11 protein-coding genes are annotated in these 12,281 nt (G+C 72.8%); 5 read left to right on the forward strand and 6 right to left on the reverse strand.

Annotated features, from left to right (window positions below; all coding sequences use genetic code 11):
- Positions 1-121 precede the first annotated feature (121 nt).
- The 3 genes from ACFVXN_RS13895 to ACFVXN_RS13905 form a co-directional block, all read right to left on the reverse strand.
- A complete protein-coding gene (locus tag ACFVXN_RS13895; protein WP_003792170.1) occupies positions 122-220 on the reverse strand; it encodes a 30S ribosomal protein bS22 in 99 nt (32 codons plus the stop codon).
- Between the two features lie 229 nt (positions 221-449).
- Positions 450-695 (reverse strand): helix-turn-helix domain-containing protein, encoded by a 246-nt coding sequence (locus ACFVXN_RS13900; protein WP_389233385.1) that lies wholly within the window; start codon positions 693-695, stop codon positions 450-452.
- A gap of 125 nt (positions 696-820) precedes the next feature.
- Complete coding sequence (locus tag ACFVXN_RS13905) at positions 821-2,002, reverse strand: acetoin utilization protein AcuC (RefSeq protein ID WP_389233388.1); 1,182 nt, start codon at positions 2,000-2,002, stop codon at positions 821-823.
- A 105-nt stretch (positions 2,003-2,107) separates the two neighbouring features.
- Between ACFVXN_RS13905 and ACFVXN_RS13910 the strand changes: the two genes are divergently transcribed.
- From ACFVXN_RS13910 to ACFVXN_RS13930, 5 genes are all read left to right on the forward strand, one after another.
- Positions 2,108-3,484, forward strand: a complete 1,377-nt coding sequence (locus ACFVXN_RS13910; protein ID WP_389233391.1) for a TrkH family potassium uptake protein — start codon at positions 2,108-2,110, stop codon at positions 3,482-3,484.
- Between the two features lie 121 nt (positions 3,485-3,605).
- Positions 3,606-4,241, forward strand: coding sequence for a potassium channel family protein (locus ACFVXN_RS13915; protein ID WP_389234055.1), 636 nt, complete (start codon positions 3,606-3,608; stop codon positions 4,239-4,241).
- Entirely contained in the window at positions 4,238-5,434 is a 1,197-nt protein-coding gene (locus tag ACFVXN_RS13920) for an ROK family transcriptional regulator (RefSeq protein ID WP_389233394.1), read from the forward strand. The genes ACFVXN_RS13915 and ACFVXN_RS13920 overlap by 4 nt, the downstream gene beginning before the upstream one ends.
- 105 nt (positions 5,435-5,539) lie before the next feature.
- Positions 5,540-6,763 carry a PP2C family protein-serine/threonine phosphatase gene (locus ACFVXN_RS13925; RefSeq protein WP_389233397.1) on the forward strand — a complete coding sequence of 408 codons (1,224 nt, stop codon included), beginning with the start codon at positions 5,540-5,542 and terminating at the stop codon, positions 6,761-6,763.
- 276 nt (positions 6,764-7,039) lie between these two features.
- A complete protein-coding gene (locus tag ACFVXN_RS13930) occupies positions 7,040-8,101 on the forward strand; it encodes a magnesium and cobalt transport protein CorA (protein WP_389233400.1) in 1,062 nt (353 codons plus the stop codon).
- Positions 8,102-8,164: 63 nt separating this feature from the next.
- Here the strand turns inward: ACFVXN_RS13930 and mmsB are convergent, their stop codons facing one another.
- The 3 genes from mmsB to chvE all read right to left on the reverse strand — a co-directional run bounded on the left by mmsB (position 8,165) and on the right by chvE (position 12,142).
- On the reverse strand, positions 8,165-9,346 hold the full coding sequence (mmsB, locus tag ACFVXN_RS13935; protein WP_389233403.1) for a multiple monosaccharide ABC transporter permease: 1,182 nt from the start codon (positions 9,344-9,346) through the stop codon (positions 8,165-8,167).
- Entirely contained in the window at positions 9,343-10,881 is a 1,539-nt protein-coding gene (gene mmsA, locus ACFVXN_RS13940; protein ID WP_389233405.1) for a multiple monosaccharide ABC transporter ATP-binding protein, read from the reverse strand. Before mmsA ends, mmsB begins: the two co-directional genes overlap by 4 nt.
- A 115-nt stretch (positions 10,882-10,996) precedes the next feature.
- Positions 10,997-12,142, reverse strand: a complete 1,146-nt coding sequence (gene chvE / locus ACFVXN_RS13945; protein ID WP_389233408.1) for a multiple monosaccharide ABC transporter substrate-binding protein — start codon at positions 12,140-12,142, stop codon at positions 10,997-10,999.
- Positions 12,143-12,281 lie beyond the last annotated feature (139 nt).

Consider the following 12,281-nt stretch of genomic DNA (forward strand, 5'->3'; position numbering starts at 1 on the left):
GTGGAGTGAATCAGGACGAACGGGACGCGTCAAGGGGCCGCGCCGCACCCCCGCGGGCACGACGAAGGGCCCGGCACGTCCGTGCCGGGCCCTTCCACGACGCCGCTGGGAGCGGCAGCCGTCACTTCTTGTTGCGACGCTGGTGACGCGTCTTGCGCAGCAGCTTGCGGTGCTTCTTCTTCGCCATGCGCTTACGGCGCTTCTTGATGACGGAGCCCATGGGTCCTCACTCGCTTCCTGTTGGCGAGCGCGCAGGCGTCCGCCGGTTCGTGGTCGATCGACGCGCGGCACGACCGGTCGGCCAGGCCGTCCCGGCTCGTGTCATCACCAGCCGGTCCAGCCCCGAGGAACGCCCACGCACGGGAAAGTCCGGTCCCTACCCTACGCGATCCGGCAGGGCGCCCGCGACGTGGGCCGCCGGACGGGTGGCGCGGGTCGGCGTCGGGGCGTCAGGAGGACAGGCGGCCGGCGCGCGGCCCGGCCTCGTCCTCGTCGTCGGCGACCAGGTCGAGGCGCGCCGTGGCGAGGTAGTGGTCGAGCGCGTCCTGCGGGACGCGGAACGAGCGACCGACGCGCACGGCGGGCATCTCGCCGGAGTGGAGCAGGCGGTACACGGTCATCTTCGACACCCGCATCACCTCGGCGACCTCGGCCACGGTGAGGAACCGCACGCGCCCGGGCTGCTCGCTGGTCATGGCCGCTCTTCTCGTTCGTGCGCGCACGGACGTGCGCGGGAGTGGGGTCGAGGCACAGGTGCCGCGACGTCACCTTAGAGCCTGGTGAGGCTGCTGTGAAAGGGGAGGCGGGTGGGACCACCCGGTCAGTCGTGCAGCGGGTCCAGGCCGAGGGCCGGGAAGCTCGCCGCCCGGGTCGCGCGCACCGCCCGGTCGACGTCGTCCGCCGGGTCGAACCCCGCCGACCACGGCCGCCACACCAGGTCCGCGCCGTCCGACATCGTCCCCGGGCCAGGCCGCCCGTAGAGCTCCACGACCTGCGCGCGCCAGTCCTCCGGCAGCCGCGTCGCCGGGTCGACGGGGTGGTGCGCCGCGATCGCCAGCAGGTGCGTCCACGCGCGCGGCACCACGTCCACCACGGCGTACCCGCCGCCACCGAGCGCGAGCCACCGGCCGTCCGCGACCTCGTGCGCCAGGTCGTGCAGCCACGACGACACCAGGCGCTCCGCGTCCACGGACACGTCGAGGTTCGCGATCGGGTCCTCCACGTGCGCGTCGCAGCCGTGCTGGGACACGAGCACCTGCGGAGCGAACGCCCGGACCACCGCCGGCACGACCGCGTCGATCGCGCGCAGCCACGCGGCGTCACCGGTGTGCGACGGCAGCGCCAGGTTCACGGCGGTGCCCTCGGCGCCCGGCCCGCCGGTCTCGTCCGGGAAGCCCGTGCCGGGGAACAGGGTCGCGCCGCTCTCGTGCACCGACACCGTCAGCACCCGCGGGTCGTCCCAGAACGCGCGCTGCACGCCGTCGCCGTGGTGCGCGTCGACGTCGACGTAGGCGACCCGCTCGGCGCCGGCGTCCAGCAGGGCCCGGATCGCGACCGCCGCGTCGTTGTAGACGCAGAACCCGGACGCGGCACCCGGCATCGCGTGGTGCATCCCGCCGGTCAGGTTCACCGCGTGCGCGCTGCGCCCCGCCCAGACGGCCAGCGCCGACTCGCGGCTGCCCGCGACGATCCGGGCCGCGGCCTCGTGCATGTGCGGGAAGACCGGGTCGTCCTCGGTGCCGATGCCCCGCGCCGGGTCGCCCGCGCCGCCCTCGGAGGCCCGCCGCACCGCCGCGACGTACGCGGCCTCGTGCGCGGTGCCGAGCTGGGCGTCGGTCGCGGGGTCGGCACCCACCACCTCGACGCCGGGCAGGTCCAGCAGGCCCAGCGACCGGGCCAGGCGCATCGTCAGGTCGAGCCGCAGGGGGGCCATCGGGTGACCCGCGCCGAAGTCGTACTCGAGGAGCTCCGGGGCCCACACCACACGCACGGCCCCGGTCATGGGCCCACGGTAGTCGCTGCGGGGTGGGGACCGGGCCACGGGGCGGCTACCGTGTCCCGCGCGCGCCCGCACGGGCCCGCGGACCCGCACGCGGCAGGAGGACGGATGGCACGCGGTGTGCCCGGCCTGCTGTGGTCCGGCCGCGAGCTCGTGGACCGGCTCGCGCGCCAGTCGCCGGCCCGGCTCGCGCTCGGGGTGTTCGCCGGCGTCATCGCCGTGTTCACCGCGCTGCTGTCGATGCCGTGGGCCACGGCGTCCGGCACCCGGGCCCCGTTCGTCGACGCCCTGTTCACCGCGACCTCCGCGGTCTGCGTGACCGGGCTGGTCACCGTCGACACCGGCACCTACTGGTCCACCGCGGGCCAGGCCACGATCCTCGTCGCCATCAAGATCGGCGGCCTCGGCGTCATGACGCTGGCGTCGATCCTCGGCCTGGCGGTGTCCCGCCGGATCGGCCTGACCCAGAAGCTGCTGGTCACCTCCGAGACCAAGACCACCCGGCTCGGCGAGGTCGGCTCGCTGGTCCGCACGGTCATCGTCACCTCCACCGCGCTCGAGGTCGCGATCGCGCTGCTGCTGGTCCCGCGGCTGCGGATCCTCGGGGACTCCTGGTCCGAGGCCCTCTGGCACGGCGCGTTCTACGCGATCTCCGCGTTCAACAACGCCGGGTTCATCCCCACCCGCGAGGGCCTGGCGCCGTACGCCGCGGACTGGTGGGTGCTGCTGCCGATCATCGTGGGCGTGTTCATCGGGTCGCTCGGCTTCCCGGTGATCCTCAACGTCGCCCGCACCTGGCGCCGACCGCGGCGCTGGAGCCTGCACTCCAAGCTCACGCTCACCACGAGCGCGGGCCTGGTCGCGTTCGGCGCCGTCGTCGTCGCCGCGTTCGAGTGGACCAACCCGCGCACGCTCGGCGGCATCGGCTGGTCGGAGACGCTGCTCGCGGCGCTGTTCGCCGGCGTGATGCCCCGGTCCGGCGGGTTCTCCACGGTCGACGTGGGCGACATGCACGAGGGCACCTGGCTGCTGCACGACGCGCTGATGTTCGTCGGCGGCGGCTCGGCGTCCACGGCCGGCGGCATCAAGGTCACCACGCTCGCCGTCATGCTGCTCGCCATCGTGGCGGAGGCCCGCGGCGACCGGGACGTCGAGGCCTACGGCCGGCGCATCCCGCGCGAGGCGCTGCAGGTCGCCATCGCCGTGTCCCTGGTCAGCGCGACCGTCGTGCTCGTCGCCAGCCTGCTGCTGCTCGCGATCACCGGCGAGACGCTGGACGTGGTGCTGTTCGAGGTGATCTCGGCGTTCGCGACCTGCGGGCTGTCCACCGGGCTCACCCCGACGCTCCCGGACGCGGGCAAGTACGTGCTCACCGTCCTGATGTTCATCGGCCGGACCGGCACGATGACGCTCGCCGCGGCACTCGCGCTGCGCAGCCGTCGCCGTGTCATCCGGCTGCCCGAGGAGAGGCCGATCATTGGATGACCTGACGAGGACCGGCGCGACCGGCCTGACCCCCATCGGCGGCCCCCGCGACGCGTCGCGGGACGACACCACCGCCCCACGGCCCGGGAAGGCCGCCAAGACGCCGAAGCGCGACGCGGGCATCCTCGTGATCGGGCTGGGCCGGTTCGGCTCGGCGATCGCGTCGACGCTCGACCGGCTCGGCCAGGACGTGCTGGCCGTCGAGCGCGACCCCGACCTGGTCGCCCAGTGGACCGGGCGGATCCCGCTGGTCGAGGCCGACGCCGCCAACCCCGAGGCGATGGAGCAGCTCGGCGCCCGCGAGTTCTCGGTCGCCGTCGTCGGCGTCGGGTCCTACCTGGAGGCGTCGGTGCTGATCACCGGCAACCTCGTCGACCTCGGCACCCCGCAGATCTGGGCCAAGGCCGTCAGCGCCGAGCACGCCCGCATCCTGCAGCGGATCGGCGCGCACCACGTCGTGCTGCCCGAGGCCGACGCCGGCTCGCGGGTCGCGCACCTCGTGTCGGGCAAGATGCTCGACTACATCGAGGTCGAGGACGGCTTCACGATCGTCAAGATGAAGCCGCCGCGCGAGACGCAGGGGTTCACCATCGGGCAGTCGAAGGTCCGCGAGCGGTACGGGGTGACGATCATCGGCGTGAAGTCGCCGGGCATCGACTTCGTCTACGCGACCCCCGAGACCCGGATCGGCGCGAACGACCTGCTGATCGTCTCCGGGCACGCCGAGCTGCTCGAGCGGTTCGCCGCCCGGCCGTGAGCGGGACCGAGCCCGGTCCGACCGCACCCCGGGACAGCCGCGGCCTGCTGCTCGCCGCGCTGCGCCGCGAGGACGGCCGCACCCAGGTCGAGCTCGCGCGCGCGACCGCGCTGTCCCCCGGGACGGTGTCCGCGGCCGTCGCGGCGCTCGAGTCGGAGGGGCTGGTCCGCGTCACGACGACCACCCGGTCCGGCCGGCGGGCGCGCTCGGTGCGGCTGGCCACCGCGGGCGGCGTGCTCGCGGGCGTGCACTGCTACCTCGACGAGGTGCGCGTGCTGCTCGACCTCGGCGACGGGGTCCCCGTGGAGCACACCGCGCCGCTGCGCAGCGGCCACCGGGCCGAGCACGCGGTGCGGGAGGCGCGCGCCCTGCTGGACCGGGCGCTGCGCGACACCGGGACGGACCCCGCCGCGGTCGCCGGCGTGGGCGTCGGCGTGCCCGCACCCGTCGAGGTCCGCTCCGGGCGGGTGGCGGGCGCCGGCGTCCGCGAGGGCTGGGGCGTCATGGTCGCCGCGCCGGGCCTGCTCGCCCCCGCCCCCGGGGTGCCCGTGGTGTTCGACAACGACGGCAACCTCGGCGCCCTCGCCGAGGCCCGCGTCGGCGCCGGGCGCGGCCGCCGCTCGGTCGTGCACGTCGCCGTCAGCGAGGGCGTGTCCGGCGGCATCGTCGTGGCCGGGGACGTCGTGCACGGGCGCAGCGGCACCGCCGGCGAGCTCGGCCACCTCACCATCGACCCCGACGGCCCGGTCTGCTCGTGCGGCAACCGCGGCTGCCTCCAGGTGTACGTCGGCTCCCCCGCCGTGCTCGGCCTGCTCGCCGGCAGCCACGGGCCGATGACCGTGCCCGAGCTGCTCGCGCGCGCCGCCGACGGCGACCCCGGGTGCCGCCGGGTGCTGTCCGACGTCGGCCGGCACCTCGGCACCGCCCTCGCGTCGGTGTGCACGGTGCTGGACCCGGACGTGCTCGTGGTCGGCGGGTCGCTGGCCGCCGCCGGCGACGTCCTGCTCGACCCGCTCCGGGAGGTCCTGGCCGAGCGCACCTCCGTGACCTCGGGGGACGTGGTCGAGGTGGTCGCCGGCGTGCTCGGCGCGGCCGCACCCGCACGGGGCGCGCTGCTGCTCGCCCGCGACGCCGTCCTGGCGGGGGCTGTCCGGGGGCGGGCCGTCCCGGAGGGGGCCGTCCGGCCCGGGTGAGCCGCGGCACGTCTCACCCGCTCATCTCCCGGCGCAGGATGCCGATGATCAAGGGAGTGCAGCCGACTCGCCCGGAGCGGCTCGCGACCGAGCGGGAGGTGCCCGGTGCCGCAGTCCCGGACCGCTCCCCCGTCCGCCCCGGACCTCGTGCCCTCCGCGACCGACCCGCTGCCGTCCCCGCGCCCGGCCGCCGACCACCTCACCGACGCCCCGGGCCTGGCGCGCCGCCTCGCCGCGCTCGAGCGCACCGGCGCCGTGCAGGCCGACCCCGAGCCCCGGTTCGACCGCGTCGTGCGCCTCGCCACGCAGCTGTTCGACGTGCCCAGCGCGACCGTCTCGCTGATCGGCGCCGGCGGTCCCGCGCACCAGGCCCCGCCCGCCGCGCCCGCCGAGGTCGCCGGGGCCGCCGCCGCACCGGGAGCACCGGGCCTGCACTGCGACACCGCCGTCATCGAGGACCGCGGCCCCGACGCCCGGCTGCGGTTCTACGCCGAGCACCCGCTGGTCGGCCCGGACGGCCGCCGGATCGGCACCCTGTGCATCGCGGACACCAAGCCCCGCCGGTTCACCGCCGACCAGTCCGCGCTGCTGCGCGACCTCGCGCACTGGGTCGCCAAGGAGCTCGCGGTCGACGCCGAGCTCGCCCGCGCCCAGCAGGTGCAGATGGGCCTGCTCCCCCGCGAGGCCCCGCGGGTCGACGGCTACGAGCTGGCCGGCGCGTGCCTGCCGAGCAGCAGCGTCGGCGGCGACTTCTACGACTGGTACCCGGCCGGCGACGGCATCGTGCTGACCCTCGCCGACGTGATGGGCAAGGGCCCCGCCGCCGCGATCCTCGCGGCCGCCGTCCGCGCCGTGCTGCGCGGGTCCGCCCAGGGCGACGGGGTCGACCGCGCGATGCTGCACGCGGGCGCCGTCCTGCACACCGACCTGTCCGACTCCGGCCTGTTCGCCACCGCGTTCCACGCGCGCCTCGAGCCCGCCACCGGCCGCGTGACCTACGCCGACGCGGGCCACGGGCTGACCCTGGTCGTGCGCGCCGACGGCACCTGGGAGCGTCTGGACGCGCTCGGCCTGCCCCTCGGCGTCACCGACGAGGCCACCCGCGAGCTCGGCGAGACCCACCTCGACCCCGGCGACCTGCTGGTCACGTTCAGCGACGGGGTGCTCGACCTGTTCGACGGGTCGCTGCGCTGCATCCCGCTGCTCGCCGGCGAGCTCCTGCACTGCCCGAGCGCCGAGGAGGCCGTCCAGCGGCTGCTGCGCCTCGCGGCCGTCACCGACCCCCGCCCTGACGACATCACGGTCGTGGCACTCCGCCGCACCCCCTGACCGCCCACCCTCCTGCCCCCTCCCCCCTCCTCCCCCGAGTGGATCCATCCGGGGAGACACGCCCGCGTGTCGAGCAGAACGGATCCACCCCGGACATCGGGCCGGCGGCGCCACTCGCGGGGTGGATCCACACGGGGCGACACGCCGGCGTGTCGAGCGGGGTGGATCCACCCGCCGCGGGTGGGTGAGCGCGGGCCGCGGGTGCGTGAGCGCGGGTGCGTGAGCGCGGGTGGGTGAGCGCGGGCCGGGCGCGGGCAGCCTCCCTAGAGTGTGGGGGTGACGGACGTGGGAGCGGGGACGGGGCAGGCGCGGGGACGTGCGCAGCGGGTCGGGGCGGACGCGGCGATCGGCGACTGCGGTCTGTACACGCGCGGGCAGCGCGTCCCGGGCCGGGTGCCGCTGGACCGGGCGGGGGACGCCGCGCAGGGCACCGACGGGTTCGTGTGGATCGGCCTGCGGGAGCCGACGGAGTCCGACATCGCCGAGGTCGCCGCGGAGTTCGCGCTGCCGGCGCTGGCCGTCGAGGACGCGGTGCACGCCCACCAGCGCCCCAAGCTCGAGATCGACGACGACGTCGTGTTCGTGGTCCTCAAGCCGGTGCGCTACGTGGACCACGTGGAGGTCGTGGACGTCACCGAGATCGCGATGTTCCTGCGCCCGCACGCGGTCGTCTCGGTGCGGCACGGCGAGGGCGGGGTGCTGCGCCAGGTGCGCGCCGAGCTCGACGCGGGCGTGCCGCCGGAGCTCGACTTCGGCCCGGCGGGCGTGCTGTACCGGACCGCGGACCGGGTGGTCGACGCCTACGAGGAGGCTCTCGGGCACATCGACCTCGACGTCGACGACATCGAGCGGCTGGTGTTCGGGCCCGGTGAGGACGACCACGCGGAGCGGATCTACAAGCTCAAGCAGGAGGTCGCCGAGTTCCGCCGGGCGATGCTGCCGCTGCAGCGCCCGCTGGAGCGGCTCGCGGCCGGCGAGGTGCCGCACGTGCCGGAGGCCGCGCGGCCGTACTTCCGCGACGTGCTGGACCACCTGCTGCGGGCCGTGGACGCCATCGAGGTGATCGACCGGCAGCTCACGGACGTGCTGCAGGCGAACACGGCGCGCGTCACCACCGGCCAGTCCCGCGTCGCCCTGCGGCAGAACGAGGACATGCGCAAGATCTCGGCGTGGGCGGCCATCGCCCTGGTGCCGACCGCCATCGCGGGCATCTACGGCATGAACTTCGACCACATGCCCGAGCTCGGCACCCGCTACGGCTACTACGTGGTCCTGGCCGTCATCGTCGGGGCCTGCCTCACCCTGCACCGGGCCTTCCGCCGCAACCGCTGGCTGTGACGCACACGCACGGGGGCCGGGACGGATCGTCCGTCCCGGCCCCCGTGGGCGTGCTGCGTGCGATCAGCGGGCGCTGCTCGCGCGGCGCTTGTTGAAGATGTCGAACGCGACGGCCAGCAGGAGCACGAGGCCCTTGACGATCTGCTGCACCGACTGGTCGACGCCCATGAGCTGCATGCCGTTGGACATGACGGCCATGATCAGGCCACCGACCATCGCGCCGGTCACGCGACCGACACCACCGGTCGTCGACGCGCCACCGATGAAGCAGGCGGCGATCGCGTCGAGCTCGAACATGTTGCCGGCGCCGGGCTGGGCGCCGTTCGAGCGGGACGAGTAGACCGCACCGGCCACGGCGGCCAAGAAGCCCATGTTGACGAAGATCCAGAAGTTGACCTGCTTGACCTTCACGCCGGAGAGCTGGGCGGCGGACAGGTTGCCACCGATCGCGTAGACGTGGCGGCCGAACACCGTGCGGGTCGTGACCGTGTTGTAGATGAGGATCAGCACGGCCAGGATGATCAGCACGATCGGCAGGCCGCGGGAGTGCGCGAGCTGCCAGGCGAACGCCATGACGACGACCGCGATCGCGGCGATCTTCAGGACGAACAGGGGCAGCGCCTCGACGGACTGCTGGTAGCGGACGCGGCCCATGCGGGAGCGCCAGGCGGAGAACGCGTAGCCGACGACCGCGATCGCGGCGACGATCAGCGTGAACGCGTCGTACCCGTCACCGCCGAGCAGGCCGTTGAGGAAGCCGCCGGCGACCTTCTGGTACGTCTGCGGGAACGGCGACAGGGAGATGTTGTTCAGCACCTGCAGCGTGAGGCCGCGGAACAGCAGCATGCCGGCCAGCGTCACGATGAACGCGGGGATCCCGACGTACGCCACCCAGAAGCCCTGCCAGGCGCCGACCACGAGGCCGACCGCCAGCGCGGCGAGGATGCCGAGCCACCACGGGTGGCCCTCCTTGATCACCACGATCGCGGAGACCGCGCCGGTGAGCGCCACGACGGACCCGACCGAGAGGTCGATGTGCCCGCCGATGATGACGATCACCATGCCGATCGCGAGGATCAGGATGTAGGAGTACTGCAGGACGATGTTGGTGAGGTTGCCCGGGGAGAGCAGCACGCCGTCCGTCAGGATCGCGAACAGTCCGATGATCGCGACGAACGCGATGTAGATACCACTTTGCCGCAGGTTCTTCGTGAAGATGTCCCGCAGGCCTGCAACAGCCGTCATCGAACCGTGTCCTTTTCCTTCGTCATGAGCTCCATGAGGCTCTCCGGGGTCGCCGTCGCACGCTCCTGGACGCCGGTGATCCGGCCGAACGCGAGCGTGTAGATGCGGTCGCAGATGCCGAGCAGCTCGGGCAGCTCGGAGGAGATGACCACGACGGCCTTCCCCGCGTCCGCGAGCTTGTTGATGATCGTGTAGATCTCGTACTTCGCGCCGACGTCGATGCCCCGGGTCGGCTCGTCCAGGATCAGGACCTCGGGGTCCGTGTAGATCCACTTGGACAGGACGACCTTCTGCTGGTTGCCGCCGGACAGCTTGCCGGTCAGCGCCATGACGGTCGGCGACTTGATGTTCATGGACCGCCGGTACTCCTCGGCGACCTTGATCTCCTCGTTGCCGTTGACCCAGCCGGCCTTCGACAGCTTGCCGAGCGCGGCCGCGGAGATGTTCTGGCGGATGTCCTCGATGAGGTTCAGCCCGTACGTCTTGCGGTCCTCGGTGGCGTACGCGAGGCCGTGGTCGATCGCCTCGCGGACGGTGCGGGTCTTGATCTCCTTGCCGTGCAGGAAGACCTTGCCCGAGATGTTGCGGCCGTAGGAGCGGCCGAAGACGCTCATGGCGAGCTCGGTGCGCCCGGCGCCCATCAGTCCGGCGATGCCGACGATCTCGCCCGCGCGGACGTTGAAGCTGGCGCCGTCGACGACGACGCGGCCCGGCTGCGTGGGGTGCTCGACGTGCCAGTCCTCGACCCGGAACACCTCCTCGCCGGGGTGGCCCTCGTGCGGCGGGTACCGGTGCTCGAGGTCGCGGCCGACCATGCCCTTGATGATCCGGTCCTGCGTGACCTTGTCCTCGACCATGTCGAGGGTCTCGATCGTCTTGCCGTCGCGGATGATCGTGGTGGAGTCGGCGATCTCGGCGATCTCGTTGAGCTTGTGCGAGATCATGATCGAGGTGATGCCCTGGCCCTTGAGGTGCCGGAGCAGCGTGAGCAGGTGCTCGGAGTCCGAGTCGTTCAGCGCGGCCGTGGGCTCGTCGAGGATGAGCAGCTTGACCTTCTTGGACAGCGCCTTGGCGATCTCCACGAGCTGCTGCTTGCCGACGCCGAGCTGGCCGATCGGGGTGACCGGGTTCTCGTCCAGGCCGACCCGGGCGAGCAGCACGGCCGCCTCGGAGTTCGCCTTGTTCCAGTCGATCACGCCGCCGCGCGAGCGCTCGTTGCCGAGGAAGATGTTCTCCGCCACCGAGAGGTACGGCACCAGGGCGAGCTCCTGGTGGATGATCACGATCCCCTTGTCCTCGGAGTCGTTGATCGAGCCGAACTCGACCGTCTCCGAGTCGAAGCGGATCTCACCCTCGTAGGTGCCGTGCGGGTACACGCCCGACAGCACCTTCATGAGGGTGGACTTGCCGGCCCCGTTCTCCCCGCAGATCGCGTGGATCTCTCCCCGCTTGACGTTCAGGTTGACGTCCTGCAGAGCCTTGACCCCGGGAAAGGTCTTGGTGATGGAGTGCATTTCCAGGATGTGGTCGCTCATGCGGCCTCGACCGTCCTCAGTCGTGTCGGGCGATGGATCACGTCGCCGCGGGGCCGGCCGGCACCGGTTCGGGTGCCGGCCGGCCCGCGTCGGTCACGCGGTGGGGTCGAGCGGGTCAGGAGGCCTGACCGGCCGCGACCTCCTCCTCGGTCCAGTAGCCCGAGTCGATCAGGAGCGCCTGGATGTTGTTGGCGTAGACGATGTCGGACTCCAGCAGGAAGCTGGGGACGACCTTCACGCCGTTGTCGTAGTCCTCGGTGTTGTTCGCCTCGGGCTCCTCGCCCTCCAGGAACGCCTGCGCCGAGATGACGGCCTGCTCCGCGAGCTTGCGGGTGTCCTTGAAGATCGTCGAGAACTGCACGCCGTCCTGGATGAGCTTGACGGAGGCGATCTCGGCGTCCTGGCCGGTCACGATCGGCAGGCCGGCCTCGATGCTGTCGCCGTAGCCGGCGTTCTGCAGCGCGGTGATGATGCCGCGGGAGATGCCGTCGTAGGGCGAGAGCACGCCGTCGACCTTGGAGCCGTCCGAGTAGGTGGACGTCAGGACGTCCTCCATGCGCTTCTGGGCGGTCTCCTGCAGCCAGCGCAGGGTGGCGACCTGCTCGATCTCGGTCTGGCCGGACTTCACCACGAGCGTGCCGTTGTCGATGTACGGCTGCAGCGTGTCCATCGCGCCCTTGAAGAAGAAGTGCGCGTTGTTGTCGTCCAGCGAGCCCGCGAACAGCTCGATGTTGAACGGGCCGGTGGCGCCGAGCTCGGCGCCCGCCTCGTCGAGGATGCCCAGGCCGACGAGCAGCGAGGTGGCCTGCTGGACGCCGACGTTGTAGTTGTCGAACGTGACGTAGAAGTCGACGTTCTCGGTGTCGCGGATCAGGCGGTCGTACGCGATCACCGGGATGCCGGCGTCGGCCGCGGCCTGCAGCTGGTTCGACAGCGCGGTGCCGTCGATCGAGGCGACGATCAGCAGGTCGACGCCCTTGGTGATCATCTGGTCGATCTGCTGCGACTGCGTGGGGATGTCGTCCGCCGCGTACTGCAGGTCGACCGAGTAGCCGGCCTCCTCGAGCTGGCTCTTCACGGCGTCGCCGTCGGCGATCCACCGCTCGGAGGTCTCGGTCGGCATCGCGACGCCGATCGTCATGTCGGCCGGGTCGCCCCCGCCGGTCTCGTCGCTGCTGCTGCTGCCGGCGCCGCCGCCGGAGCACGCCGCCAGGCCGAGCGCGAGAACGCCGCCGAGGGCGACGATCTTGATGCTCTTCATGTCCTTCTCCTCCTCGAGAGGGTTGCTGACCTCGTCGTCTGCGGGCTCGTGAAAGCCTCTTCGCCCGTCCTTGCCCTACGCCGCTTCGCGGGGGCGAACCCCGTCGTCGGCGAGCACAGGCACACTCTCCCGGGCTTGC

The organism is Cellulomonas sp. NPDC058312 (assembly GCF_042880135.1).
Classification (GTDB): Bacteria; Actinomycetota; Actinomycetes; order Actinomycetales; family Cellulomonadaceae; genus Cellulomonas.